Source organism: Chitinibacter sp. FCG-7 (genome assembly GCF_040047665.1).
Lineage (GTDB): Bacteria > Pseudomonadota > Gammaproteobacteria > Burkholderiales > Chitinibacteraceae > Chitinibacter > Chitinibacter mangrovi.
This window is the reverse complement of record NZ_CP157355.1, coordinates 3,143,787-3,168,601: the sequence shown is the minus strand read 5'-3', so window position 1 is coordinate 3,168,601 and position 24,815 is coordinate 3,143,787. Positions and strand designations below refer to the sequence as shown.

Annotated in this window: 26 protein-coding genes; 13 read left to right on the top strand and 13 right to left on the bottom strand. The window is 55.9% G+C overall.

Annotated elements, in window-relative coordinates:
* Positions 1–49: 49 nt before the first annotated feature.
* The gene (gene pbpG, locus ABHF33_RS14950; RefSeq protein ID WP_348944692.1) at positions 50–1,114 is read left to right on the top strand and encodes a D-alanyl-D-alanine endopeptidase; all 1,065 of its coding nucleotides are present in this window, start codon (positions 50–52) and stop codon (positions 1,112–1,114) included.
* Between the two features lie 85 nt (positions 1,115–1,199).
* Here the strand turns inward: pbpG and ABHF33_RS14945 are convergent, their stop codons facing one another.
* The 3 genes from ABHF33_RS14945 to ABHF33_RS14935 form a co-directional block, all read right to left on the bottom strand.
* On the bottom strand, positions 1,200–1,391 hold the full coding sequence (locus tag ABHF33_RS14945) for a YgaP family membrane protein (RefSeq protein WP_432803940.1): 192 nt from the start codon (positions 1,389–1,391) through the stop codon (positions 1,200–1,202).
* Positions 1,392–1,432: 41 nt separating this feature from the next.
* Positions 1,433–1,876 carry a thioredoxin TrxC gene (gene trxC, locus ABHF33_RS14940; RefSeq protein ID WP_348944690.1) on the bottom strand — a complete coding sequence of 148 codons (444 nt, stop codon included), beginning with the start codon at positions 1,874–1,876 and terminating at the stop codon, positions 1,433–1,435.
* 113 nt (positions 1,877–1,989) lie between these two features.
* Positions 1,990–2,874 carry an MBL fold metallo-hydrolase gene (locus ABHF33_RS14935; protein WP_348944689.1) on the bottom strand — a complete coding sequence of 295 codons (885 nt, stop codon included), beginning with the start codon at positions 2,872–2,874 and terminating at the stop codon, positions 1,990–1,992.
* Between the two features lie 94 nt (positions 2,875–2,968).
* Between ABHF33_RS14935 and ABHF33_RS14930 the strand changes: the two genes are divergently transcribed.
* The 4 genes from ABHF33_RS14930 to ABHF33_RS14915 are packed head-to-tail and all read left to right on the top strand — an operon-like array spanning position 2,969 to position 5,978.
* Positions 2,969–3,343, top strand: a complete 375-nt coding sequence (locus tag ABHF33_RS14930; RefSeq protein ID WP_348944688.1) for an ArsR/SmtB family transcription factor — start codon at positions 2,969–2,971, stop codon at positions 3,341–3,343.
* The gene (locus tag ABHF33_RS14925; protein WP_348944687.1) at positions 3,324–3,779 is read left to right on the top strand and encodes a YeeE/YedE family protein; all 456 of its coding nucleotides are present in this window, start codon (positions 3,324–3,326) and stop codon (positions 3,777–3,779) included. The genes ABHF33_RS14930 and ABHF33_RS14925 overlap by 20 nt, the downstream gene beginning before the upstream one ends.
* A gap of 14 nt (positions 3,780–3,793) precedes the next feature.
* Positions 3,794–4,216, top strand: coding sequence for a DUF6691 family protein (locus ABHF33_RS14920; protein ID WP_348944686.1), 423 nt, complete (start codon positions 3,794–3,796; stop codon positions 4,214–4,216).
* A gap of 4 nt (positions 4,217–4,220) precedes the next feature.
* Positions 4,221–5,978 (top strand): SulP family inorganic anion transporter, encoded by a 1,758-nt coding sequence (locus tag ABHF33_RS14915; protein WP_348944685.1) that lies wholly within the window; start codon positions 4,221–4,223, stop codon positions 5,976–5,978.
* 48 nt (positions 5,979–6,026) lie between these two features.
* Here ABHF33_RS14915 and ABHF33_RS14910 read toward each other — a convergent pair whose 3' ends face one another.
* Positions 6,027–6,152 (bottom strand): hypothetical protein, encoded by a 126-nt coding sequence (locus ABHF33_RS14910; protein WP_348944684.1) that lies wholly within the window; start codon positions 6,150–6,152, stop codon positions 6,027–6,029.
* An 81-nt stretch (positions 6,153–6,233) separates the two neighbouring features.
* On the opposite strand from ABHF33_RS14910, the gene ABHF33_RS14905 reads away from it, so the two are divergent.
* A complete protein-coding gene (locus tag ABHF33_RS14905) occupies positions 6,234–6,440 on the top strand; it encodes a hypothetical protein (RefSeq protein ID WP_348944683.1) in 207 nt (68 codons plus the stop codon).
* Here the strand turns inward: ABHF33_RS14905 and ABHF33_RS14900 are convergent.
* The 4 genes from ABHF33_RS14900 to ABHF33_RS14885 form a co-directional block, all read right to left on the bottom strand.
* Positions 6,430–7,029 carry a hypothetical protein gene (locus tag ABHF33_RS14900; RefSeq protein WP_348944682.1) on the bottom strand — a complete coding sequence of 200 codons (600 nt, stop codon included), beginning with the start codon at positions 7,027–7,029 and terminating at the stop codon, positions 6,430–6,432. The two genes, ABHF33_RS14905 and ABHF33_RS14900, sit on opposite strands and share 11 nt — an antisense overlap.
* A gap of 340 nt (positions 7,030–7,369) precedes the next feature.
* Positions 7,370–8,410 carry an ABC transporter ATP-binding protein gene (locus ABHF33_RS14895; protein WP_348944681.1) on the bottom strand — a complete coding sequence of 347 codons (1,041 nt, stop codon included), beginning with the start codon at positions 8,408–8,410 and terminating at the stop codon, positions 7,370–7,372.
* A 129-nt stretch (positions 8,411–8,539) separates the two neighbouring features.
* Complete coding sequence (locus ABHF33_RS14890; protein ID WP_348944680.1) at positions 8,540–10,138, bottom strand: ABC transporter permease; 1,599 nt, start codon at positions 10,136–10,138, stop codon at positions 8,540–8,542.
* 138 nt (positions 10,139–10,276) lie between these two features.
* The gene (locus ABHF33_RS14885) at positions 10,277–11,287 is read right to left on the bottom strand and encodes an extracellular solute-binding protein (RefSeq protein ID WP_348944679.1); all 1,011 of its coding nucleotides are present in this window, start codon (positions 11,285–11,287) and stop codon (positions 10,277–10,279) included.
* 192 nt (positions 11,288–11,479) lie between these two features.
* On the opposite strand from ABHF33_RS14885, the gene ABHF33_RS14880 reads away from it, so the two are divergent.
* On the top strand, positions 11,480–12,388 hold the full coding sequence (locus ABHF33_RS14880) for a recombination-associated protein RdgC (protein ID WP_348944678.1): 909 nt from the start codon (positions 11,480–11,482) through the stop codon (positions 12,386–12,388).
* A gap of 158 nt (positions 12,389–12,546) precedes the next feature.
* Here ABHF33_RS14880 and ABHF33_RS14875 read toward each other — a convergent pair whose 3' ends face one another.
* From ABHF33_RS14875 to nudB, 5 genes are all read right to left on the bottom strand, one after another.
* Positions 12,547–12,804, bottom strand: coding sequence for a hypothetical protein (locus ABHF33_RS14875; protein ID WP_348944677.1), 258 nt, complete (start codon positions 12,802–12,804; stop codon positions 12,547–12,549).
* A 113-nt stretch (positions 12,805–12,917) separates the two neighbouring features.
* Positions 12,918–14,945: an NADPH-dependent 2,4-dienoyl-CoA reductase gene (locus ABHF33_RS14870; protein ID WP_348944676.1), complete on the bottom strand. Its 2,028-nt coding sequence runs from the start codon at positions 14,943–14,945 to the stop codon at positions 12,918–12,920.
* Positions 14,946–15,077: 132 nt separating this feature from the next.
* Positions 15,078–16,256 (bottom strand): cardiolipin synthase ClsB, encoded by a 1,179-nt coding sequence (gene clsB, locus ABHF33_RS14865; protein ID WP_348944675.1) that lies wholly within the window; start codon positions 16,254–16,256, stop codon positions 15,078–15,080.
* 5 nt (positions 16,257–16,261) lie between these two features.
* Positions 16,262–17,032, bottom strand: a complete 771-nt coding sequence (locus ABHF33_RS14860) for an endonuclease/exonuclease/phosphatase family protein (protein WP_348944674.1) — start codon at positions 17,030–17,032, stop codon at positions 16,262–16,264.
* Between the two features lies 1 nt (position 17,033).
* Positions 17,034–17,477: a dihydroneopterin triphosphate diphosphatase gene (gene nudB, locus ABHF33_RS14855; protein WP_348944673.1), complete on the bottom strand. Its 444-nt coding sequence runs from the start codon at positions 17,475–17,477 to the stop codon at positions 17,034–17,036.
* 151 nt (positions 17,478–17,628) lie between these two features.
* Here nudB and ABHF33_RS14850 point away from each other — a divergent pair, with 151 nt between their 5' ends.
* The 6 genes from ABHF33_RS14850 to ccoN all read left to right on the top strand — a co-directional run bounded on the left by ABHF33_RS14850 (position 17,629) and on the right by ccoN (position 24,799).
* Entirely contained in the window at positions 17,629–18,867 is a 1,239-nt protein-coding gene (locus ABHF33_RS14850; protein WP_348944672.1) for an aminotransferase class V-fold PLP-dependent enzyme, read from the top strand.
* Positions 18,864–19,388 carry a SufE family protein gene (locus ABHF33_RS14845; protein WP_348944671.1) on the top strand — a complete coding sequence of 175 codons (525 nt, stop codon included), beginning with the start codon at positions 18,864–18,866 and terminating at the stop codon, positions 19,386–19,388. The genes ABHF33_RS14850 and ABHF33_RS14845 overlap by 4 nt, the downstream gene beginning before the upstream one ends.
* A 142-nt stretch (positions 19,389–19,530) precedes the next feature.
* A complete protein-coding gene (locus ABHF33_RS14840) occupies positions 19,531–20,385 on the top strand; it encodes an HDOD domain-containing protein (protein WP_348944670.1) in 855 nt (284 codons plus the stop codon).
* A gap of 106 nt (positions 20,386–20,491) precedes the next feature.
* Positions 20,492–22,933: a heavy metal translocating P-type ATPase gene (locus tag ABHF33_RS14835; RefSeq protein ID WP_348944669.1), complete on the top strand. Its 2,442-nt coding sequence runs from the start codon at positions 20,492–20,494 to the stop codon at positions 22,931–22,933.
* Between the two features lie 5 nt (positions 22,934–22,938).
* Positions 22,939–23,133, top strand: a complete 195-nt coding sequence (gene ccoS, locus ABHF33_RS14830; RefSeq protein ID WP_348944668.1) for a cbb3-type cytochrome oxidase assembly protein CcoS — start codon at positions 22,939–22,941, stop codon at positions 23,131–23,133.
* A 244-nt stretch (positions 23,134–23,377) separates the two neighbouring features.
* The gene (ccoN, locus tag ABHF33_RS14825; RefSeq protein ID WP_157669563.1) at positions 23,378–24,799 is read left to right on the top strand and encodes a cytochrome-c oxidase, cbb3-type subunit I; all 1,422 of its coding nucleotides are present in this window, start codon (positions 23,378–23,380) and stop codon (positions 24,797–24,799) included.
* The last annotated feature ends 16 nt before the right edge of the window (positions 24,800–24,815 follow it).

The following is a 24,815-nucleotide window of genomic DNA, read 5'->3' as shown; positions in this document are numbered from 1 at the left end:
CAGCATTAACTAACATAGCAACAGATAGTGTCTTATTAAGGGGTCTTTTATGCCTAAGTTATTTCGCCCACTATGCGCCCTGATTACCTGCGCATTTTTAGCGGCAACCCCAGCTCTTGCAGCTAAAAATACTGCAGAAAAAACAGGCACTTCAGCCAAAAAATCCAGCACAAAAAAATCGGCCATTGCGCAAAAAAAATCGCCGCAAAAGTACAGCAAAGCCAAAAAGCAAACTACCCGAATCGCCAGACAATCAACACGCACGATTAACATCAAGCAGCGCGCCATAGCCGGTGCGCGTAGCGATGTGCAGATCTCGCGCGTTAATGCCAGCCCAATCAATTTTTACAGCCCGGGCGTGCAATCGGCTGGCGTGGTGGTACTCAACCAGCAAACGGGCGAGGTCATGTACGAGCGCAATGCGGACAATGTGGTGCCGATTGCCTCGATCACCAAGCTGATGACCGCCATGGTGGTGCTGGATGCCAGACTGCCACTGAACGAGCTGATCAGCGTCACCCACGATGACGTTGATACATTGAAAAACACCGGATCACGCCTAGCCGTCGGCACCACGCTGACGCGAGGTGAGATGTTGCTACTGGCCTTGATGTCGTCGGAAAACCGGGCAGCCTCGGCATTAGGCCATGCTTTCCCGGGTGGCCGAGCGCATTTCATCCGCAAAATGAATGAAAAAGCCCAGCAACTGGGCATGACGCATGCACGTTTTTACGATTCAACCGGGTTGAACCCGCAAAACGTCGCTACGCCACGCGATTTGTCGCTAATGGTCAAAGCCGCACAGCGCTACCCGGAAATCCACCAATTCTCGACGTCCAGCGAATACACTTTTATTTCCAATCTGACCAATAATCTGATGACCTATCGCAACACCAATCCGCTGGTCAAAGACCCGGACTGGAGTATTGGCGTATCGAAAACCGGCTTTATCAATGAAGCAGGCCGCTGCATCGTGATGCAAGCCACGATCAACAGCATGCCAGTGGTGATGATTTTGATGGATTCGGCGGGTAAACAAACGCGAATCGGCGACGTGCAGCGCATTCGCCGCTGGATTGAGGAAACGCGGCAAAATAATTACCGCGCAGGCTGATCTTGAAGCTGCCGACAATAAAAAAACCTGACGATGTCAGGTTTTTTTATTGTGTATTCGGCTTTTGCTCAACACCCGCAGCCGTTTATTCCTTGCTAATCGGACAAGTGCTAAAGCCGAAAACCTTATACAAAGGACAAGAGCGCAGGAGCCCAGTTGCCAGTGGTACAAGGCCAATAAAACCCCAGACGCCGATCACGCCAACAGCAGCCAGCACAATCAATGCCAGCCCGATGGCAATTCTGGCCATGCGATCCAAACCACCTACATTGTTCATCACACACCTCCTGCGGCAGCTAGCCGCTTGACAGACACTGCTTATAAAAACTGCATTAACCAGGCTTTGAATTGCCCTGGCGACAAGGCACCAGACACCCTCTCCAGCTCGGCATTACCCTCCACCACCAGCAGCGTTGGAATACTGCGTACGCGGAATTGATTACCCAGCTCCGGCTGCGCCTCGGTATCGACTTTAATAAACAGCATTTTGCCTGCCATATCCTTGGCCGCTGCCGCAAAAGTCGGGCCAAACTGCTGGCACGGCCCGCACCACGGGGCCCAAAAATCAATCACCACCGGCAATTTGCTGTGTTTCAAAATCAGCGGTAGTGATTCCTTGGTGGCCGCAATCGGCGCGCCCGCCAGCAAAGGCGCTTTACAGGCGCCGCAGTTGGGCGCTTCGTTCAGACGCGCCGCTTCCAGACGGTTTACCGCGTGGCAATGAGGGCATCCAATTTGCACATTCGTGTCCTGCATAGTCATTTTTTTATCCTTATCAAAATCAACAAAAACTTGCTCGCATCGTTGGCTCGCCTCGCTGTACATGTGTACTATCTTCGGCTTCGCCGTCTTGCATGCAAGCTTTTGCTTATCACTTACAAAGTATTCAAAGGCAGTTTCAGATACTGGCGCCCATCCGCCTCAGCCGGAGGCAGATGCCCCGCCCGCACATTGATCTGGATGGACGGCATGATCAAAACAGGCATGGTCAGCGTGGCGTCACGCGCTTCGCGCATTTTAATGAATTCTGCCTTTGTTACGCGGCTATTGAGGTGAATATTGTGCTGTTTGTGCTCGCCCAGTGTCGCCTCCCACACGGCGGCAGGCCGCTCAGGTGGCGGATAGTCATGGCAGGCAAAGGCGCGGGTTTCATCGGGCAGCTGATACAGCCGCTGCACTGAGTCATATAAATTAGCCGCACTGCCACCGGGAAAATCACAGCGCGCTGTGCCCACATCAGGCATGAACAAGGTGTCACCCAAAAATAATGCATCACCAATCAGATAGGCGACATCAGCAGGGGTATGCCCTGGCACAGCCAATACCTTTGAGCTCAAGCGGCCAATACCCCACTCTTCATTATCAGCAAACAAATGATCAAACTGGCGGCCATCGGTTTGAAACGCTTCTTCCATACCAAAAATCGGCTTGAAAATTTTCTGCACTCGGTCAATGCCATGCCCGATACCGATCTGCCCGCCTACAGTGTCTTTAAGCCAGGCCGCTGCCGATAAATGATCGGCATGCGCGTGCGTTTCCAGAATCCAGTCGATCTGCACCCCCAGCTCGCGCACCCGCGCGACGATTTTTTCGGCACTGTCGGTGCTGGTGCGCGCCGCTTTCGGGTCGTAATCAAGTACGGGATCGATAATGGCCGCGTGGCCACCGGCCTCGTCATACACCAGATAGCTGATGGTAAATGTCGCCAGGTCAAAAAATGCCTCGACCTGCGGCTTGACTGAATCGTGGATGGGCATCATGGCAGGCTCCGTAATGGTCTGTATTAATTGCTTTACTTTACAATATATTTATTTATATAATATGTCAACATTAGTTGATAGCCGAGTGCTTGTAATGATCGATCAATCCACCACCCCTGTTATGCAGGCCATGCGTGCAGCCGCTGGCGAGGCAACGCAGTTACTCAAAAATCTGGCCAATGAAGACCGCCTGCTGCTGCTGTGCCAGATGGTCGATGGTGAGAAATGTGTCTCCGACTTTGAAACGCTACTCGACATCCGTCAGCCCACGCTATCGCAGCAACTGGGCGTGCTGCGCAACGCCGGGCTGGTCAATACCCGGCGCGATGGCAAACGGATTTATTACTCGCTCGCCAGCGATGAAGTGCGGCAGGTGCTGTCGCTGCTTTATAGGCTCTATTGCCCGGCTGAGCCCATCGACACCACGTCAAACAGCAAGGAGACGAGCCATGCCATTCATTCAAATTGATGTAGCCAACTTTACGCCGCTGGCCGGATTGCTCGGTGGCGCGGTGATCGGCCTTTCTGCTGGCCTGCTGGTTTTGCTCGCAGGCCGGATTGCTGGCATTGCCGGGATTATTGGCGGCCTGTTTTCCACTGGAGCCCTGTTCAATGACCCCAAAGGCGATAAAAACTGGCGCATCCTGTTCGTCCTGGGGCTGCTGCTCGCACCTGCAGTCTGGAGCTTGTTTGCGCCACTGCCTGCGCTGGGCATGGTCACCTCGCCTGTCGGGCTGATTGTGGCGGGTCTGCTGGTCGGAATCGGCACGCGTTACGCCAATGGCTGTACCAGCGGGCATGGCATTTGTGGCTTGTCTCGCCTGTCGCTGCGTTCACTCGCTGCCGTGATCTCGTTTATGGCGGCCGGGTTTATTACGGTCTATCTCATCAAGCACGTGCTTTAAGCGCGAAGGACATCATGATGAAAATGAATATTCTGGGTTTTGCAACCGGCCTGTTGTTCGGGCTGGGTTTACTACTCGCAGGCATGGCCAATCCGGCCAAGGTGCAAGGTTTTCTTGATCTGGCCGGGCTGTGGGACCCGAGTCTGGCCTTTGTGATGGGCGGCGGGATTGGCGTTGGCATCGTCTTTTTCACCCTGGCCAAGCGCACGCCCAAAACACTGCTGACGCACGAGGACATGAAGCTGCCGACCAGCACGGTGATTGATCAACGACTGATTATTGGTAGCGCCCTCTTTGGTATTGGCTGGGGTATTGGGGGTATCTGCCCCGGGCCCGCACTGGTCTTGGTCGGCACGGGATCACCCGACGGGGTATTGTTCGCCGCCGCCATGCTGGCGGGCATGCTGACTTTTGAACGCCTACCCAAAAAAGCCTAAATCCATGCCCAAAAGCTTAAGCCTGCTACCGCACTGGATGCAGCACTATCGCCGCGACTGGCTGGCCGGGGATCTGAGCGCCAGCATCATCGTTGCGCTGCTGTTGATTCCGCAGGGGCTGGCCTATGCGCAACTGGCGGGCTTGCCACCGATGGCTGGGCTGTATGCCAGCATCGGCCCCTTGCTGGTGTATGGTTTTTTTGGCAGCAGCATGACGCAATCAGTGGGGCCGATGGCGATCACTTCAGCCATGACGGCGGCGGCGCTCGCCCCGCTGGCTGCGCCGGGCAGCACGCAATATCTCTTGCTCGCTGCCACGCTCACGCTGCTATCCGGTCTGATGCTGACGCTGTTTGGCCTATTCAAACTGGGCGGTATCACGCGGATTTTGTCACTGCCGGTGATTCAGGGCTTTAGCGCCGGCACCGCCTTGCTGATTGCATTGGGGCAAACCGGCGCGCTGCTCGGCACTGTATGGCGCGGCGATACACTGCCAGCGCTGGTCACCAACCTGCCTGCCGCCTTGCAGGCACTCGCTCTACCCCAGGTACTCTTTGGCCTGATCGGTCTAGCGCTGATGTGGCTGGCCGCCAATCCCACCAGCCAGCTACTCGGCAAACTGGGCGTGGCCGACAAAGCCGCGCAAATGGCAGGGAAAATTCTGCCGCTACTGGTAATGCTTGCGCTTGCAGCCCTGCTCGCCACACTGGACAGCACGCACCAGATCAAAACGCTGGGGCAATTGCCCGCCGCGCATTTGAGCAGCCCGGCCATCACGGGTCTACACCGCCTCGATCTGGCCAGCGTGCAATCGCTCTTGCTACCAGCCCTCTTGATCGGGCTGGCGGGATTTTTACAGAGCATCACCGTGGCGCAGAGCATGGCCGCCGAGCGCCAGCAAACCAGCCCCGCCGCTCGCCATCCCGGCATCAGCGCCAACCGTGAGCTACTCGCACTGGGCAATTGCAATCTGGCCTCGGCCCTCGTTGGCGGCATGCCGGTCAGCGGCGGCTTCTCACGCACCGTCGTCAACACTAACGCGGGCGCGCAGACCCCCCTGGCAGGTATGCTGTCAGCAGTCTGGATCATATTGGCTTTGTGGGCATTACTCCCCCTGCTCGCCTTTTTGCCGCAGGCGCTACTCGCCGCAACGATTATTCTGGCGACAGCCCGAATGATCTCACTATCGCAACTGCGCCAAGCCTGGCATTTTGATTACCGCGATGGCGTAGCGTGGCTGATGACTTTTGTCGGCGTGCTGCTAACCGGCCCCATGATCGGCATCGCGCTGGGCGTCGGCATCGCCATTGCACTGTATCTGTGGCGCAGCCAGCAACCGCATATCGCCATTGTTGGGCGGGTCGCGCAGAGCGAACATTACCGTAATGTATTGCGCCATCAGGTAGAAACCACGCCCGAAGTACTGGCCGTGCGGATCGATGAAAATCTGTACTTTGCCAATATCGCCAACGTCATCGCCCAGATCAACACCCAGCTGAGTCAGCACCCGGCAAGTCGGCAGCTATTACTCATTCTGTCGGCGGTGAACAGCATCGACTACAGCGCAGTCAACGCGCTAAAAGACTGGCAGCGGGGGCTGGCCGACCAAGGCACCACACTGCATCTGGCCGAAGTCAAAGGCCCGGTTCTCGACACACTGCGGCACGGCGACTTTCTCGACCAGCTGATCCACCCGCCCTTTATCTCCACCCACGCCGCCATGCAAACGCTCAGCCCGCAAGAGCTGGATTACTCCATCTAGGTATTGCCATGTAGGACAATTTGGTATTTAGCTACAAGGCAATACCCCTCACTGCTTCTTGAATACAATCAGCTGATCCATCTCCAGCTCGATAGCGATGTATTCGCCAATCGCATGGTTGTGGTGGCTGGGCAGCAGCGATAGCCTATTGAGGCCTGATTTATCGCGTTTCATAGACCCCAGAACGCCTCAAGAATATTTTTTATCCATTCTCTAAAACTTTGATATTTGGACTCACCCTTTTTTGAGCGACTAATGAATAGCCAAGTTGCATATGCAATGATGAATAAGGCAAGCAAAACAGAGCTGGCCACAATAAAGAATTCCATCATGAGGAGCATCCCCGCAGCTGTAGTGGCAAAAATCGCGTATGCAGCCAACATGGGCAACTACGCTGCGCTAACCCTCTGCGATGCTCTTGAGATATCTCTCGAAATGCCCCACCAGATGTTTAGCGATTGATCATCATCGAGAATACGTGCGGCGCAGCGGTACAGTCGATAAACACATAGGCAATACCGTCAGAGCAAAAATTGGCAATTGATTGGGCTTCACTGCCATCGCTCATCGTGACCCAGTTGTCGATTTGTAGCAGCAAACGCCCAGGCGGTAAGGAAGGTTGTCCTTGCGCACCATTGGCAGTCCAGAATGGAACACCGCCAAACTTGGTAAGCCACTCACTGGCCCACTCATGAGGATTGGCAATCTGATCAGGCAGCTCGCTGTGCCGGGCATAATCGTAAAACGCAGCTTCCAGCTCAGCGGAAACGCCATCATCCTGTGCCAGCCAATTTGCCACGCCCAATTCGGGCAGGATTTTCAAGACTTCCCCGTCGTCTTGCGCCTCAACAGGCGGCGGCTGCGTGAAGGCATCGCTCAATGCTTGGCGAGGCAGGCTGATCACCCTGTTCGCCCCATCGGCAAAATCCCAGAAACTGCATACGCTGTCCCATTCACATTTAAATAGAAACAATACCTCGTCTTCCGGTAGAGGCAGGATGGGAGAATCCGTATCAGGTACACGAGCTGGAAATTGCCCCAAATGGCTCATGGGACGTCCACACTCTTGGCAAATTGGCCATTGTGCAACAGGCAAACCCCAAGGCAGACCACCAAGTTTATGGACAATACCGGAAGCGGCACCTTGCTGAAATCGAGGAAAATGGCTACGCATATTAACGCTGCTGATGATGAGAATATTGCGCTGAATAATCACACCCTGCAAGCGCATGGTCAAGGCTAAGCAATCACAGAGGAAAATCAGGGTTTTTGGCCCTTGATCCCCCACCAACGCCGCGATGCAAACGCTCAGTCCGCAAGAGCTGGATTACTCCATCTAGGTATTGCCCTGTGGATATATTAAGCGTTGATCCACAGGGCAACACCCCCACTTACTTCTTGAATACAATCAGGTGATCCATCTCTAGCTCGATACCAATGTATTCGCCAATCGCGTGATTGTGGTGGCTGGGTACTAGCGACAGCAATGTGCGGCCGGAGGGCAGGCCTAGCGTGTACATGAATTCCGCGCCGCGAAAGGCTTTGGCGAGCACTTTGGCTTTCATTTCGCTGGCGTCATTGTGCTGGATATCGTCGGGGCGGATCAGCACTTCCATGTCGCAGCCGACGCAGCACGCTACCGGTGCGGTGCGGCAGATCTGGCCTAGCTCGAAGTCAATGCATTGCGGGCCGGTGAGCTGGGCGGGTAGCAGCACGCCTTCGCCGATGAAGTTGGCGACAAAGCGGTCCACCGGCTCGTGGTACAAATCGTAGGGCGTGCCCCACTGGCGGATATGGCCTTCGGACATCACGCCGATCTGGTCGGCCACCGCAAAGGCTTCGCGCTGATCGTGCGTCACCAGAATCGCCGTGGTGCCGGTTTCTTTCAGAATGGCGCGCACTTCCTGCCCGAGTCGCTCACGCAATTCAACGTCCAGATTGGAAAACGGCTCGTCGAGCAGCAAGAGCCGGGGCTGTGGCGCTAAGGCCCGCGCCAGCGCAACGCGTTGCTGCTGGCCGCCGGAAAGCTCATGGATATAACGCGCACCCAGATCAGCCAGGCCAACCAGCGCCAGCATTTTGGCCACGCGCTCGACCTGCTCGGCCTTGGGCAGTTTTTTCAGGCCAAACGCAACATTGGCGGCGACCGTTAGATGCGGAAACAGCGCGTAATCCTGAAACACCATGCCCACACCGCGCAGCTGCGGCGGCACCATTTGATCGGCGCTGGAGACCTGCACATCGGCGAGCTGAATTTCACCAGAACGCAAGGCTTCAAAACCGGCAATCGCGCGCAACACCGTCGTTTTACCGCAGCCCGAAGCGCCCAGCAGGCAGCCGATTTCACCGGCCTGCAATTCAAACGACAGGCCTTCAACAATATTGCGCTCGGCAAAGCCGATGCTGATGTTGGCTACCTTTAACAAGCTCATACTTCCAATCCTGAATAAGTGCTAAACCAAAAGTTCTACAGCAGCGTTACTTTCGTCTTGCCGTACTATTTGTACTGTCTTCGACTCAGTGCCTTGCTGGAAAACTTTTGTACGGTTACTTACAAAAACTTAGTCTTCCGACTTCAGCACCAGCAACACCACCGGAATCAGGCCGGTGATCACAATCATCAAGCTGGGCAAGGCCGCGTTGGCCCACATGCCTTCGGACGTCATTTCAAACACGCGCACAGCCAGCGTGTCCCAGCCGAATGGGCGGGTCATCAGCGTAATCGGCATTTCTTTCATCACATCGACAAAGCACATCAGCACTGCGGTCAACACGCCGCCGCGCAGCAGCGGCAGGTGCAAACGCCAGAGTAATTGCCGCTGGCTCAGGCCCAGCGAGCGCGCGGCGTCTTCCTGATTGCGGCTGATGCGCTGCATGGCGCTTTCCATGGGCTGAAAAGCCACGGCCATAAAGCGGGCCGCAAGCGCCAGCAGCATCACTGCGACCGAGCCTTTTAGAATCTGGAACGTAGCAAAACCCAGGCTATTGGCAATCGGAATCAGCAGATTATCCAGCCAGGCAATCGGCAGAAAAACGCCTACCGCCAGCACCGAGCCGGGTACGGCATAACCCAGCGTGGCCAGCCGCACCACCCAGCGCGTGCCTGTGCTGGCAAAGCGGCGCTGGATAAAGACCAGCAGCAGCGCAAAAACCGCCACAATCAGCGCGGCAAACAGCGAGATCAGCATCGAGCGCAGCGTAAAGCCGATATAGCGTGCATCAAAATCGTCCTGCCAGATGGTTGCAACCCACAGCAGCAGCTGGATCAGCGGAATGATAAAAGCGATCAGCAATACCGTGCTGCACAGTGCAATGGCCAGCCATCGGTAAGTGCCCTGCAGGTGGATGCGTTCGGCAGCGACAATCCGGCCATGATAGAGCCGCGCGCCGCGCGCCCAGTACTCCAGCGCGACCAGCACCAGCACAAACAGCACCAGAATCGACGCCAGCTGTGACGCGGCAGGTAGATTGAATAGCGCAAACCACGATTTATAAATCGCGGTGGTAAAGGTATCAAAATTGAAAATCGACACCGTGCCAAAATCGGCCAGTGTTTCCATCAGCGCTAGCGTCAGGCCGCCAATCAACCACGGTCTGGCCATCGGCAACGCTACAAGCCAGAAACCCTGAGCCCGTGACAAGCCGAGCATTTGCGCGGCTTCCAGCGCACGTTTGCCCTGCGTTAGAAAAGCATTACGCGCCAGCAGATACACATAGGGGTAAAACGCCAGCGACAGCACCATAATCACGCCGCCAGTCGAGCGAATGCGCGGAAACCAGCTGGAATCGCCGGTGAGCTCACGAATCAGCGTTTGCACCGGGCCGGTGAAATCAAGCAAGCCCACCTGCACAAAAGCCAAGACATACGCGGGCATCGCCAGCGGCAGCATCAGCGCCCAGCTGAAAAAACGCCGCCCCGGAAACTCGCACACGGCAGTCAGCCACGCCAGCGGCACGCCCAGCAGCAGCACGCCCAGCCCGACGCCCACAATCAGGATCAGCGTATTTTTAATCACGTCCGGCAATACATATTCGCTCAAGTGCGCCCATACTTCGGGCTGTGGATGCAAAAAAGAAGCGAGCACCACCAGCAAAGGAATAATGGTCAGCAAGGCAATCGGCGCGGCATACCCCATTCCACGCAGCGATGAGAGGCGCATAGAGATCCTAATCAAAACAACTGACTGGCAATCGACCCAATCAGAAAAGAAATCCGGAAAGACAATGGGCAGCGCCTGATGGCCTGCCCATTGAAAAAACTGATCCGGCAGGCTGCCCTGCCAGAAAATCAGGCTGGATTATTTATAACCAGCGCGATCCATCAGTTTAACAGCTGCGCCCTGCAACTCGCCAGCTTTGCTCATATTGATCAGGTTTTGTTTGAACGGGCCCCAGCTGCTCACCAGCACGTCGGCTTTCACTTTCGGATTAGCCGGGAATTCCATATCTTTGTCTGCGTACAGGTTCTGCGCTTTTTCTGACGACAGCCATTCCATCAATTTGACAGCACCGGCTTCATTTTTTGCGTAACGCGTCACACCCGCACCCGAGATATTCACGTGCGTGCCATTGGTTTTCTGGTTAGCCCAGAATAGTTTGACCGGGTACGCTGCGCGTTTGTCGGCAGGCAATTTGTCCAGAATGCGGCCAAAGTAGTAGGTATTGACCACACCAACGGCACATTGACCCGCCGCGACCGCTTCAATCAGCTTGGTATCATCAGGGAAAACGTCGGTTGCCAGATTATCCACCCAGCCGCGAACGATTTTCTCGGCTTTTGGCTCGCCCTGCTGCGCAATCATCATCGCCACCAGCGACTGGTTGTAGACTTTCTTGCTGGTGCGCAGGCATAGCTTGCCTTTGAATTTCGGATCGGCCAGATCTTCATAGCTCGAGAGCTGCTCGGCCTTGATCAGGCTTGGGTTGTAAATCATTGTGCGCGCACGCACTGACAGGCCAAACCACTGGTTGCGTGCATCGCGCAAATGCGCCGGGATATTATCTGCGAGTGTTTTTGAGTTCACGGCCTTCAGTAAACCCATATTCGACGCTTGCCACAGATTGCCCGCGTCAACGGTAATGAACATATCGGCTGGCGTATTAGCGCCTTCTGCCTGCAGGCGCGCCATCAGCGGGCCTTCCTTATCGGTCAGAACTTTGACTTCAATACCGGTTTCCTTGGTGTAGGCATCAAACAGCGGCTTGATCAGCTGTTCATTGCGCGACGAGTACACCGTCACGGTTTCGGCCTGGGCAAAACCTGCCAGCAGCGACAAAGCAAGTGCAGAGAGGGCAAACTTTTTCATCATCGACGTCCTAAACAATAAGTATTCGCATTATACGCAAAAACCGGAATCATTCTCAATCATCCGCGCTTGGTCTATTTTCACCATTTTCGGCCGCCTGCATAAAATCACCACATAAAATCAGTTTTGCCTGCGCGCCGACAGCGCTACAATCGGCGACCATTCTTTGAGCCTTGAATACTAAAAAGGGACGCCATGCTGTGGTTTCGTAACTTACAAATTTATCGTTTATCCGCCGACCACGCCCTAAGCAGCGCCAGCATTCAGGGCGAGCTGGCCAAACGCCCTTTCGTACCGTGCGGCAGCATGGATATGGAATCGAGTGGCTGGGTGCCACCTGCGCGCCACGAGCCCGAACTGATGGCGATCGAACGCCAGAATGCCGTGTTGGTAGCGCTGAAAAGTGAAGAAAAAGTGCTGCCTGCTGCGGTCATCAAGGATGAGCTCGATTATCGCGTGCAGCAAATTGAAGCGGCAGAAAGCCGTAAAGTCGGCCGCAAAGAGCAGCGCGAGCTCAAAGACAGGATTATTGAAGAGCTAACACCACGCGCCTTTACCCGCTCGCGTATCCAGCGCGCGCTGCTTGACCTGGAAAACGGCCTAGTGATTGTTGACGCCGCCAGCGCGGCCAAGGCCGAATATTTGCTCTCTACCTTGCGGGAAACGCTGGGCAGCCTGCCGACGCGGCTGATCGACACCGAAATCAGCCCGGCGGCCGCGATGACCGACTGGCTCACCACCGAAACACCGGATGCGTTCTCGCTGGGTCAGGACGCCGAACTCAAAACGCCGGGTGACGAAGGATCGATTGCACGCTTCAAGCGTCAGGTGATGGACTGCGACGAGGTGCGTCAGCATCTGGACGCGGGCAAAATCGCCACACGATTGAGCCTGGCCTTTGGCGAGCGCCTGACTTTTACGCTGACCGAAGCGCTGGAAATCAAATCGCTGGCGATGCTGGACGTACTGAAAGATGAATTGAAAGACATGGACGCCGAAACGCAGGACGCGCTGTTTGAATCGCAATTTGCCCTGCTGGCGGGCGAGCTGCGCGGCTTTATTCCGGCGCTGCTCGACGCGCTGGGCGGAGAAACGCAGCGCTGATGATGACTGCTGGCGAGCGCACTATCTGGCTCCCTGCCTAAATCTGCCCAAGCAAATCGCCACAGCGCCTGCCCGCATCAAAGATGGGTATATAGCTAGAGGCCATATCCAGCTTAGCCTGCATGTACATACCTATAGAGGCAATTGAGCGTATTGCGCTATTGGCGCGTTTTGCCGGAGGCGCTGCGCATTTTTTCGCGAACCTGCTGCACTTTTTGCCTGCATTCAGCTTCGCTCAAAGGATTTAAATCGGGCCTGGGCGCCAGCAAGGGCTGCAAAGCCGAATTCACCTGCCGCCGTACTTCCAGATCAAGCTGCTGCGCGCTCATTTCGGCGCGCAGCGCTTTGACTTGCACATCACACATGGCCCATGTCGGGCTGCTAAGCAAAATGAAAAACCATCCCCAGATTTTCATCGCGTATCCTCCGGTGCCTGATGCCTCACCTTAGAATAATGCGATCAATACTCCAGCAGAATTTCTTAAAATTTCATTAATTTACAATTACTAAAAGAGAAATTAAACGGCAATTAAAGCGCGCAAGCCAGCCGCATGCCTTGCTCGATCGCCCGCTTGGCGTCAAGTTCAGCGGCCAGCTCGGCACCGCCGATCAGATGCACCACCTGCCCCAGCGCCTGCAGCTCGCCGTACAAGGTGCTCACCGATTCCTGCCCGGCGCAGACGACAATCTGGTCACAAGGCAGGCATTTTTCCACGCCATCATGAATCAGGTGCAAGCCCGCATCGTCGATGCGCAAATACTGCACGCCACCCCATAAATGCACCTGATTGCGCTGCAGGCTTTGCCGGTGTATCCAGCCCGTGGTGCGTCCTGGGCCTGCGCCCGGCTTGCCTTTTTTGCGCTGCAATAGCCATAGCTCACGTGCAGGCTGAGTGGGCGATACAGGCAGCAGGCCACCCGCCTGATTGAGTTGCTTATCAATCCCCCAATCGCTTAAATACTGGCTCAACTCATGCCCTGAGTGGGTATATGGCTGATGGAGCAATAAATCAGCGACATCCACACCAATACCCCCTGCACCGACAATCGCCACTTTCAGCCCTGCCGCCACCTTGCCCGCAATCAGATCGGAATAATTCACCACGCTGGGGTGGTCGGCCCCCGGTAAATCCAGTGCACGCGCAGTGACGCCAGTGGCCAGCACGACGGCGTCGTAGCACCCAGCCAGATCAGCCGCACTCACGCGGGTATTGAGCCGGATCTCAACCTGATGCAGCGCCAGCATCACCGAAAAATAGCGCAGGGTTTCGCGAAATTCGGCCTTGGACGGGATTAATTGCGCCAGCGCAAATTGCCCGCCTAGCTCGGATCTAGCCTCAAACAGCGTGACCTGATGCCCCGCTTGTGCCGCGCTCAAGGCACAGGACAGACCCGCCGGACCAGCGCCGACGATGGCAATCCGTTTAGTCACTGCCGCTGGCTCGATATTGAGTTCGGTTTCGCGGCAGGCGCGCGGGTTGACCAGACACGAGGCAGTTTTGCCTTCAAAGACATGATCCAGGCAGGCCTGATTACAGGCGATGCAGGTATTGATTTGCTCGCTTTTGCCTTGTTCCGCTTTCAGCATGAACTGCGAATCAGCCAGCAAGGGGCGCGCCATCGACACCAGATCAGCGTCGCCCGCCGCCAGAATCCGCTCGGCCACGTCGGGCGTATTGATGCGGTTGACCGCGATCAGCGGGATGCCAACATGCGCCTTCAGGGCGCGCGTCACCCAGCTAAAGGCGGCGCGCGGCACCATGGTGGCAATCGTTGGAATACGCGCCTCGTGCCAGCCGATGCCGGTATTGAGCAGCGTAACGCCAGCGGCTTCCAGCGCTTTTGCCAGTTGCACGGCTTCGGCAAACGTACCGCCATCCTGCACCAGATCAAGCAGAGAAATACGGAAAATAACGATAAAGTGCTCACCCACGGCGGCGCGTACAGCACGGACAATCTCAATCGCCAGCCGCTGTCGGTTTTGCAGGCTGCCGCCCCAGTCATCGCTGCGCTGATTGGTGCGCACAACCAGAAACTGGTTAATCAGGTAGCCTTCGCTACCCATGATTTCCACGCCATCGTAGCCCGCTTGCTGCGCCAGCCTGGCGGTGTTGGCAAAATCGGCGATGGTGGCTTCGATTTCGCTCACGCTTAATTCATGCGGCGTAAATGGCGTAATCGGCGCGTTGATCGCCGACGGCGCGACCGAATTGGCGTGGTAGGCGTAGCGCCCGGTGTGCAGAATCTGCAAGGCAATTTTACCGCCCGCCTGATGCACTGCTTCGGTCACACCACGGTGGCCATCAAGCTGGCTGGCCTGATTGAGGATGGCGCTCCCTTCAAAACCACAGCCCGCCAGATTGGGGGCGACGCCACCGGTAACGATCAGCCCCACGCCGCCCGCAGCGCGTTCGGCATAAAACGCCGCCAGCTTGTGCATGCCTTGCGCTTGCTCTTCCAGCCCGGTGTGCATCGAGCCCATGATGCAGCGGTTTTTCAGCGTGGTAAATCCAAGGTCCAGCGGGGAAAACAGGTGCGGGTATTGCATTTTGGGCATTCTGCGACTCCAAACGATCGTTTGAATTACGATAGCGCAGAAAGTACAGCGGCTGCTATTAGGGTTGCGCCTGAGCGGGCGAAGTGTCAGTAAAAAGAGGCAGAACCACGCCAGCGTCCAAGCTGTGGCGATTTACTCAAGGTATTTTTTGCCGCCATAACCGGACAGCCCCATGATCAGCCGCACCAGACCAAAGCACAGCCATACCAGCAAACGCAAACCTAGCTTGGCCTGCTGCACATGCTGCGGCAAAATCGCGCGCGCATCCTGCACCAGATGCAGCTGCACATCCTGGCGCAATTGCCCGGCAAAGGCGCGGTCACGGATAAAAACATTGGCCTCGCGGGCTAGCAAGAGGCTGAAGGGGTCAATATTACTCGAACCCACGGTAGCCCATTCACCGTCAAAAATCGCCACTTTGGCGTGCATAAAACCGGCGCGGTACTGATAAATCTCGACACCGGCCCTGAGCAAAGGCCGGTAAAACGCCCAGCTGGCATACTGCAATAAGGCGTGATCGCGTTCATCCTGCAACAGCAACACCACAGCCACGCCGCGCAAGGCCGCCCTGAGCAGCGCCTGACGCAAGCGCAAACCCGGCAGAAAATAGGCATTGGCGATCACGATTTCGGATTGCGCCTGATCAATCAAATCCAGATAGCATTGTTCAATAGCACGCCGATTACGGGTATTGTCCCGCACAACAAGTTGGGCAAGCACACCATCGCTATACTTGGCACGGGTATGTAGATGCTCGCGTTTGGCCCAGGCTTTTTTCAATTGCGACCAGGCCGTATGCCGCCACTCGCGGCACATCGCTTCGCGTACATCGGCAACCACCGGGCCGACGATGCGTACGGCGTAGTCATAACGCGGAGCCAGACCGGGGCCATCGTCGTCGCTCAGAATATTAATGCCACCAACCAGCGCCAGCTGGCCGTCAAAGCACGACAATTTGCGGTGCATCCGCCGCAGGCGCGAGCGATTAAGCGAAAAGCGGCGGATTTCCGGACGAAAGAACAGCAGGCGCACGCCCGATTGCAGCAGATCTTCTTTCAATTGCACCGGAAAATCACGCGCACCAAAGCCATCAATCAACACCGACACGCGCACGCCACGTTGTGCGGCGCGCATCAAGGCTTGCGCAACGGCCAGGCCCACTTCGTCGGGCTCGAACAAATAGGTTTCCAGATGAATCTCGATCTGCGCCGCATCGCAGGCGGCGAGCAGCGCCGGAAAAAACTCGGCGCCATTACGTAGCAGCTCGACCTGATGCTGCGGCTTGGGTTGCAGCCTGATTGCTTTGCCCATCGCGACTAACCCTGCAAAACGGCGTACAAGGGCGCGTGATCGGACAGATTGCGCCACGGCGCGCCCGAGAGCACTTCGGCCACGCTCACCTGAAAACCGCGTACATACACCCGATCCAGCGTCAGCAAGGGCATGCGCACCGGAAAGCTGCGCGCTGGCGCGCCGTATAGCGTTTCAAATGCTTCGTGCATGTCCAGATGCTGCGCCAGCATGGCGCTGAGCTCGCCGCGCCAATCGTTGAAATCACCCGCTAGCACCAGCGGCGCGTCAGCCGGAATATGGCGCTGGATATAGTCAACCAGGATGCCAATCTGCTTGCGCCTATCGCCTGCGCGCAGATTCAGATGCACGCACAGCGCGTGCAGCGGCTGATCCCAATCGGCCACATCAAGCTGGCAGTGCAGCGCGCCACGCTGCTCGAAGCGGTGCAGAGTCAGGTCAAAATTGTCCCAGTGCAAAATCGGATAACGCGACAGCAGCGCATTGCCATGATGCCCCAGATGATAATGTGCATTTTTGCCGTAAGCGCTGTGCAGCAAATCGCCAGCCAGATATTCATGCTGCGCCTGCTGCCAGGTTTCAAAACGGTGCGAATGCGCCAGATGCACGCCCTGCACTTCCTGCAAAAACACCATATCCGGCGCCAGCTGGCTCAAAGCGTGGCGCACATCGTGCAGCACCAGCCGCCGGTTCAGCGGCGACAATCCTTTGTGGATATTGTAGGAAGCCACAACCAATTGGCGATGATGGGCAGGCAGTGCGGCATGCGGGCGCATTTTAGTGGCCTATCCGCTCGGGCAGCTGGCGGATTGCTTCGGCATTGGACGGCGAAAACACCATTTCGGCCGCCTGCTGCCAATCAACCCACTGATAGCGGCGATGCTCCTTGGCCGCAATCTCGATCTGGCAGGCCTCGGGCAGCTGAACGCTAAATACATGCTCGGTATTGCTCATCACGCCCGGCGCGTAGCGATGCCGCCAGATTTCAAAAATCTCGAAATCGTGACATTCATGCCAGTCACGAATCTGCGCCAGCTCGACGCAAAGCCCGGTTTCTTCCTGCAATTCACGACGGGCAGTTTCAATCAGCGACTCTTCGCCCTCGCGACTGCCGGTAACCGATTGCCAGGCATCGGTAAAATCATTGCGCTCGAGCAGCAGCACTTTAAGCTCCGGTGTATGGATGATCAGCAGGATTGAAACAGGTTGTTTGTAAGGCATGTGGTTTTTGTCTGCCGCAATTAAATGTATTGGAATATTGGAAAACTTGGCTAGGCAAAAATCCCCAAGCGGGGCCAAGCGCACAGGAAGTTTTGGTTTCGCACTGAGCCATTATACAATTGCCCACCAATCTCTCTAGCATTGCCTGCCCATGTTTGATCTTGCCGTCCCCCGGTTTGACCCCTGCTACTACCGCGCCCAGTTTGCCATTTTTGCCCATCACCCCGATCTGGTGTATCTGGACAATGCGGCCACCACGCAAAAACCGGCTGTGGTGCTTGATGCCGAGCGGCAATATTACGAGCAGTGCAACGCCAATGTTCACCGTGGCGCGCACCGGCTGGCCGTGGCGGCCACCGATGCCTTTGAGGGCGCTCGCGCCACCGTGGCGCGCTTTATCAATGCCACCAGCAGCGACGAAATTATTTTCACCCGTGGCACCACCGAAGCTATCAACCTGATCGCAAATACCTTTGGGGAAAGTCCTGAACAGCTGAGCGCTGGCGACGAGATTATTGTGTCCACGCTGGAACATCACGCCAATATTGTGCCGTGGCAAATGCTAGCGCAGCGCCGTGGGCTAGTGATCAAACCGCTGAATCTGACTGCTGAAGGCGAGATTGATCTGACGCATCTTGCCCAGTTGCTGGCCTCACCGCGCGCGCGGCTGCTGGCGATCAGCCATGCGTCCAATGCGATTGGCAGCATTCAGGATATTCGGACAATCTGCCAGCTGGCGCACCAGCACCATTGCAAGGTGCTGGTCGACGGTGCGCAGGCGATTGCGCATTGGCCAGTGGATGTGCGTGCGCTCGATTGCGATTTTTATGTTTTTTCCGGCCACAAGGCCTATGGCCCAACGGGCATTGGCGCGGCGTATATCCGCAGCGATATTTTGCGCACGTTGCCGCCGTGGCAAGGCGGCGGTGAAATGATCGACGTGGTGTCGTTTTCCGGCACCACCTACGCCAGCGCACCGCAAAGACTGGAGGCGGGCACCCCGCCGATTGCCCAGGCTGTTGGCCTGGCTGCCGCGCTGGACTGGCTAAGCGCGCTGGATCGCGAGGCGATGCACGCACATGAAGCAGCGCTACATCGCCAGCTGGAAGACGGCTTGCGACAAATGCCCGGCGTAGTCATTCACGGCCAGGCACGGCAAAAGGTGAGCTTGACGTCGATGAGCTTTGGCCCGATTCATCCTTACGATGTGGCGCAATTTCTGGACAATAGTGGTATAGCCGTGCGAGTGGGACACCACTGCGCCCAGCCGCTGATACATAGCCTGGGTATTAGCGGAACCTTGCGCGCCTCGCTGGCTCTCTACAATACGGCCGACGATGTGAACCGCTTTCTGGCGGCCTTGAGCGAAACACTGGAGATACTGGCATGAACACGATCAATGCAAGCAGCGCAATAAGCCTTCAACCTGCTGCCAGCGAGTGTGCCGACCCGCGTTTTGACCACCCTTTTGGCAATCCACACCACGCCAACGCCATCGACCTTGCCGAACTGGCGCGCCAGCTTGACGCCGCAGCCAGCTGGGAAGCCAAAAACCGCTTACTGGTGCAACTGGCCAAACAGCTACCCGACTGGAGCGCCGAGCAAAAGACGCCCGATAGCAAGGTAGCCGGCTGCGAAAGCCAGGTCTGGCTGGCCTTTTCGCCTCTCGGGCAAACGGAGAATGGTGCCCGCTGGCAGTTGGCGGCTGACAGCGACTCGCGCATTGTCAAAGGTTTGCTCGCGCTGGTGCTCACGGCCTATAACCAGCGCAGCGATAGCGGAGCATTTGATTTTGAGGCCTGGCTGAATGAGCGTGGCATGCAGCGATTTTTATCCGCCAGCCGGGGCAATGGCCTGCGCGCGATTACCCGCACGATTGGCGAGCATTTGCAAAATCAGGCCGCAGCCTAATCCGGCTCACCGCACAAAGCTCGCTGCGGACGCAAGAAACCGATATTGAAACTGATTTAGAACAAAGCATGCCCCATGCCAGCTGCCCGCTTTTGCTCGTGGCTGCTACAGTAAGAAGATCACGCACAGGACGGCCCCCACCATGCTGCAACATCTGCCTGACTCGGAATGCGAACAACTGGTCAAAAACCTGGTTATCCCACCCCGCCCGGAAATTCTGGTCGCGATCAGGGAGGCCCAGCTGGCCGAAGAGCCTGATTTTCCCTATATCGCCAGCCTGATCAATAGTGATCTGGCGCTGTCGATGGCCATGCTCAAGACGGTCAATTCACCCTTTTTCCAGCTCACGCAGAAAATCACCTCGATTGATCAGGCCATGCAATTACTCGGGCTACGCAATATCTGCAATTTGCTCGAAGGCCAGCTACTGCGCCAGACGCTATCGGGCGACATCGCCGCCGAGCACGAGGCCAGAATGAGTTATTTCTGGGAGACCTCGGTACAAATCGCGATGATTTCGGCCCAGATCGCCAGCAATGTCCACGGTATTTCAGCCGAAGAAGCCTATACCTTTGGTTTGTTTCGCAATAGCGGCAAAGCGATTATGGCGGCTCGTTTTAATACCTATATGGACACCATGACGCGGGGCGAGCGAATGAGCCGCCAAGAATATATTGCGCTGGAAAACAGCCGCCATCAAAGCAACCATCATGTCGTTGGCTACCTGCTCAGCCGCACCTGGTATCTGCCCGAAAGCATGCAACTGGCGATTTTGAATCACAATGATCTGAAGCTGTTCGAGCAAGCCATGTACGGTGAGTGGCACCATGTCTGCACCCTGATTGCCATTGCCAGCCTAGCCGAACACATCCTGAAAATGCACGTTCACCAGTTTGAGCACCCGGAATGGCGGCGTATCGAACCACTGCTGCTGAATCATCTGGCGCTTAAACTGGAAGAATTTGAAGACATGGTCGACAAGGTTTCACTTTTTTAAGAGGGGGTATAGGCACACAGCTCATTATGAATATAACCTGCAGCCATATACCCATCAACAATAAAAACAGCCTCAGCCCTAGGTGCTTTTTCGATAAAATAGCGGCATGAGTGCAAACAACCCCTGCTTCCACTGCGGCAACGACTGCCCCGACCCCGCGCAGTTTTCCATTCTGTATCGTCAGGTCAATCAAGCGGCCTGCTGCGCCGGTTGCAAGGCGGTGGCCGAGACCATTCTGGCCAGCGGGCTGGAGAGCTATTACGAGCAGCGCACCGAAAACGCCAGCCGCTCAGAGCCATTACCCATCGAAATCCGCGAGCAACTGCAGCTGTATGACGATCAGTATCTGCAAACTGATTTTGTCCAGCAGCTGGCCGACGACACCCGCGAAGCCTCTTTGATACTGGAAGGCATCAGCTGCGCGGCCTGTATCTGGCTCAACGAGCAGCACTTGGCCAAATTGCCCGGCGTGATCTCGGCGTCGATCAATTACAGCACCTACCGCGCCCGCGTTCGCTGGGATGAAAAACAGGTCAAGCTATCGACCATCTTGCAGCACATTGCCGCGATTGGTTATCGTGCCCACCCCTACGATCACGAGCGCCATGAAGCGCAATGGCAAAGCGAGCGCAAATCGGCACTATTGCGGCTTTGGGTCGCCGGGCTGTCGATGATGCAGGTGATGATGTTTGTCGTGCCGATGTATATGGCACCTGATGGCGAAATCGAAGCCGTCTGGCTGACCATGATGCACTGGAGCAGCGCCATCCTGACCTTGCCAGTCGTGCTGTATTCCTGCTGGCCGTTTTATCAGAACAGCTGGCGCGAGCTCAAGCATGGCCGGGCAGGCATGGATTTGCCGGTCAGCATCGGCGTCGTCGCGGCCTTCACCGCCAGCCTGTACGCGCTGATTACCGAGCATGGCGAAATCTACTTTGACTCGGTCTCGATGTTTGTCTTTTTGCTGCTGGGCGGTCGCTATCTGGAACTCAAAGCACGCCGCCGCGCCGGTGCCGCAGCCGAGATGCTGGTTAAACTCGTACCCGCCTTTGCCCACCGGATCAGCCACGATAAAAGCGTGCATGAAATGCCGGTACACCGCCTGCACGCAGGCGATCTGATTCTGGCCAAAGCCGGGGAAACCATTCCGGTGGACGGTGTGGTACTGGACGGAGAAAGCGAGGTCAACGAGGCCATGCTCAGCGGTGAAAGCCGCCCGATTAGCAAAAAATCCGGCAGTGCTGTGATTGCAGGCAGCCTGAACCTGATGTCGGCGCTCACGATTGAAGTGAAGGCCGTTGGCAATAACACCCGACTGGGCAGCATGGTAAGGCTGCTTGATCAGGCGCTGCAGCACAAACCACGGCTGGCGCAGCTGGCCGACCAGGTAGCAGGCTGGTTTGTGCTGGGGCTGCTGCTTGCGGCTGCGGGCTGCTACTGGTACTGGTCCATCCATGACCCGGTCCACGCCCTGCCCTATACCGTTGCCGTGCTGGTAATTTCCTGCCCTTGCGCGCTCTCGCTGGCGACGCCTGCGGCGCTTACAGCGGCTACCGGGCATCTGGCGCAAATCGGCTTACTGACTACGCGTGGCAATAGCCTGGAAAATCTGGCCAAAATCAGTGACATCGTTTTTGACAAAACCGGCACGCTCACCTTTGGCGAGCCTCGGCTGGTGAAAGTCATTCCGCTAGCGGCGTTTGCCGACGAGGCGCTGGCTCTGGCCTGCGCCTTGGAAGCGCAATCGGAACACCCGATTGCCAAAGCCTTTGCCGCCCAGAAATCGCCAAGCTTGGGCAGCAACATCGTGAGCGAATTCAAAAATCATCCCGGCGGCGGGATTAGCGGCAAAGTCAACGGCGAAAGCTATTGGCTGGGCTCGATCGACTTTATCCGACAAGCGCTGGGGTTTCATGAGCCCGAATGCACCAAAGCGCATCAGCAAGAAGGCACGCTAATCTATCTGGCCGACGAAACGGCGATTGCCGCCGCTTTTGTGCTGGCCGACCAGCTTCGCCCCGAGGCACACGGCCTGATCAAGCGCTTGCAGCAATCAGGCTACCGCGTGCATCTGCTCTCGGGTGATCAGCTGCCCATTGTCAATCAGGTGGCTGAACAGCTAGGTATTACCCAACTACGGGCGGCTGCCAGCCCTGAAGCGAAAGTGGCTTACATTCAGGCACTGCAAAGCAAAGGACATCGGGTACTCATGCTGGGCGACGGCGTTAATGACACGCCCGTACTGGCGCTGGCCAATGTATCTATTGCCATGGGCGGCGGCGTTGATATTGCGCACGCGGCTGGCGACATGGTGCTATTGAACAATCAGCTAAGCGCGCTGCCACGCTCACTTGAGCTGGCAAAAAAATGCCGCCACATCATTCGCGAAAATCTGGCTTGGGCTCTGATCTATAACCTGATTGCACTGCCGATTGCCCTAGCGGGTTTGGTCACGCCGTGGCTGGCCAGTTTGGGTATGGCATTAAGCTCGCTTTGCGTCGTATTAAATGCCCTACGCTTGCTCGGCAAGCAGCAAAAAGCGGAATAAATTCAATGGAAAGTCTGTATTTACTCATCCCGCTATCGATTCTGATTGCAGCGGCAATTGCGATTGTCTTCTGGTGGTTTATACGCAGCGGGCAGTCGGATGATTTGGAAGGGCCAGGCTGGCGCATTCTTCAGGATGACGATTCAATCCGCAGCCAGGATGAGAAAACGCGGCATGCCGCGGAAAAAAACCCTGACTGAGCGGCAGCAACAAGGTAAAATCACCCAGATTGTCGACCGGTCTGCTTGATATCCGTCAAGAAACTGCGCAGCAAGTCTGCGTATAGTCCAGTAGGCACTTTTGTACCCGGTTTGGGGGTGCTCTCCCTCAACCTATAATCGCAAATTATTTTTCATTTGAATGTAATTTGCGATTATTTTTTATTTTTCAATACCTTATTTTAATTTTAATTCCAAGCAGTTGGAGATCAATCGGAGCGCTGTAATGGAAAACCAAGCCACATACAATTACAAAGTGGTGCGGCAATTTGCCATCATGACGGTCGTCTGGGGCATTGTCGGCATGCTGGTTGGCGTAATTTGCGCCGCCCAGATGTACTGGCCGGAACTCAATATCGGGCCATACTTTCACTTTGGTCGTTTGCGTCCACTTCACACCAATGCGGTTATTTTTGCCTTTGGTGGTTGTGCACTCTTCGCCACGTCTTACTACGTCGTTCAACGTACCTGTAATGTACGCTTGCTCAGCGACAAACTGGCCGGATTTACTTTCTGGGGCTGGCAGCTCGTTATTGTGCTCGCCGCCATCACCTTGCCAATGGGTTATACCAGCGGCAAAGAGTACGCCGAGCTGGAGTGGCCAATCGACATTCTGATTACTGTGGTCTGGGTTGCCTACGCCATTGTTTTCTTTGGCACAATTGCGATTCGCAAGGTTAAACACATTTATGTGGCCAACTGGTTCTACGGTGCCTTCATTCTGGCCGTTGCCTTGTTGCATCTGGTTAATAGCGCAGCCATGCCAGTTAGCGGCATGAAGTCATATTCAGCGTATTCAGGTGCAGTGGATGCCATGGTGCAATGGTGGTACGGCCACAATGCGGTTGGTTTCTTCCTGACAGCGGCCTTCCTGGGCATGATGTATTATTTCATCCCAAAACAGGCTGGCCGCCCTGTTTACTCGTATCGCCTGTCGGTTGTTCACTTCTGGGCGCTGATTTTCACTTATATGTGGGCCGGTCCTCACCACCTGCACTACACCGCTTTGCCTGACTGGACTCAGTCGCTGGGCATGGTGTTCTCACTGATTCTGCTGGCACCAAGCTGGGGTGGCATGATCAACGGGATCATGACGCTGTCTGGCGCATGGCACAAACTGCGCACTGACCCGATCCTGAAATTTATGGTAACGGCGCTGTCGTTCTACGGCATGTCAACGTTTGAAGGCCCGATGATGGCCATCAAATCGGTCAATGCACTGAGCCACTACACCGACTGGACCGTAGGTCACGTTCACTCTGGTGCTTTGGGCTGGGTAGCCATGATTTCTATCGGTTCGATCTACTACCTGATCCCGCGCCTGTTTGGCCGCGAACAAATGTGGTCGGTGAAACTGATCGAAGTTCACTTCTGGATCGCTACGCTGGGCGTTGTGCTGTATATCGCTTCAATGTGGATTTCTGGTGTAACTCAGGGCCTGATGTGGCGCGCAATCAATACGGACGGCACGCTGACTTATGCATTTATTGATGCAGTCAAAGCGTCTTACCCGTATTACTTCATCCGCTTCTTGGGTGGTCTGATGTATCTGTCAGGCATGGTCTTGATGCTTTACAACGTGCTGCGTACTGTATTTGACGGCAAAGCTGTTGATGCAAAAATCCCGGCTGTTGCAGCACACGCCTGATTAGGGAAGGACAATA

Bases quoted from the DNA above. Each gene is read 5' to 3' on its own strand.
- ABHF33_RS14890 (WP_348944680.1), bottom strand. From the start codon at position 10,138: ATGCGCCTCTCATCGCTGCGTGGAATGGGGTATGCCGCGCCGATTGCC.
- ABHF33_RS14850 (WP_348944672.1), top strand. From the start codon at position 17,629: ATGTTTGATCTTGCCGTCCCCCGGTTTGACCCCTGCTACTACCGCGCC.
- ccoS (WP_348944668.1), top strand. From the start codon at position 22,939: ATGGAAAGTCTGTATTTACTCATCCCGCTATCGATTCTGATTGCAGCG.
- ABHF33_RS14945 (WP_432803940.1), bottom strand. From the start codon at position 1,391: ATGAACAATGTAGGTGGTTTGGATCGCATGGCCAGAATTGCCATCGGG.
- ABHF33_RS14930 (WP_348944688.1), top strand. From the start codon at position 2,969: ATGATCGATCAATCCACCACCCCTGTTATGCAGGCCATGCGTGCAGCC.
- ABHF33_RS14875 (WP_348944677.1), bottom strand. From the start codon at position 12,804: ATGAAAATCTGGGGATGGTTTTTCATTTTGCTTAGCAGCCCGACATGG.
- nudB (WP_348944673.1), bottom strand. From the start codon at position 17,477: ATGCCTTACAAACAACCTGTTTCAATCCTGCTGATCATCCATACACCG.
- ABHF33_RS14925 (WP_348944687.1), top strand. From the start codon at position 3,324: ATGCCATTCATTCAAATTGATGTAGCCAACTTTACGCCGCTGGCCGGA.
- ABHF33_RS14845 (WP_348944671.1), top strand. From the start codon at position 18,864: ATGAACACGATCAATGCAAGCAGCGCAATAAGCCTTCAACCTGCTGCC.
- ABHF33_RS14870 (WP_348944676.1), bottom strand. From the start codon at position 14,945: ATGCCCAAAATGCAATACCCGCACCTGTTTTCCCCGCTGGACCTTGGA.
- trxC (WP_348944690.1), bottom strand. From the start codon at position 1,876: ATGACTATGCAGGACACGAATGTGCAAATTGGATGCCCTCATTGCCAC.
- pbpG (WP_348944692.1), top strand. From the start codon at position 50: ATGCCTAAGTTATTTCGCCCACTATGCGCCCTGATTACCTGCGCATTT.
- ABHF33_RS14900 (WP_348944682.1), bottom strand. From the start codon at position 7,029: ATGAGCCATTTGGGGCAATTTCCAGCTCGTGTACCTGATACGGATTCT.
- ABHF33_RS14835 (WP_348944669.1), top strand. From the start codon at position 20,492: ATGAGTGCAAACAACCCCTGCTTCCACTGCGGCAACGACTGCCCCGAC.
- ABHF33_RS14910 (WP_348944684.1), bottom strand. From the start codon at position 6,152: ATGAAACGCGATAAATCAGGCCTCAATAGGCTATCGCTGCTGCCCAGC.
- ccoN (WP_157669563.1), top strand. From the start codon at position 23,378: ATGGAAAACCAAGCCACATACAATTACAAAGTGGTGCGGCAATTTGCC.
- ABHF33_RS14860 (WP_348944674.1), bottom strand. From the start codon at position 17,032: ATGCGCCCGCATGCCGCACTGCCTGCCCATCATCGCCAATTGGTTGTG.
- clsB (WP_348944675.1), bottom strand. From the start codon at position 16,256: ATGGGCAAAGCAATCAGGCTGCAACCCAAGCCGCAGCATCAGGTCGAG.
- ABHF33_RS14895 (WP_348944681.1), bottom strand. From the start codon at position 8,410: ATGAGCTTGTTAAAGGTAGCCAACATCAGCATCGGCTTTGCCGAGCGC.
- ABHF33_RS14840 (WP_348944670.1), top strand. From the start codon at position 19,531: ATGCTGCAACATCTGCCTGACTCGGAATGCGAACAACTGGTCAAAAAC.
- ABHF33_RS14935 (WP_348944689.1), bottom strand. From the start codon at position 2,874: ATGATGCCCATCCACGATTCAGTCAAGCCGCAGGTCGAGGCATTTTTT.
- ABHF33_RS14880 (WP_348944678.1), top strand. From the start codon at position 11,480: ATGCTGTGGTTTCGTAACTTACAAATTTATCGTTTATCCGCCGACCAC.
- ABHF33_RS14920 (WP_348944686.1), top strand. From the start codon at position 3,794: ATGATGAAAATGAATATTCTGGGTTTTGCAACCGGCCTGTTGTTCGGG.
- ABHF33_RS14905 (WP_348944683.1), top strand. From the start codon at position 6,234: ATGAATAGCCAAGTTGCATATGCAATGATGAATAAGGCAAGCAAAACA.
- ABHF33_RS14885 (WP_348944679.1), bottom strand. From the start codon at position 11,287: ATGATGAAAAAGTTTGCCCTCTCTGCACTTGCTTTGTCGCTGCTGGCA.
- ABHF33_RS14915 (WP_348944685.1), top strand. From the start codon at position 4,221: ATGCCCAAAAGCTTAAGCCTGCTACCGCACTGGATGCAGCACTATCGC.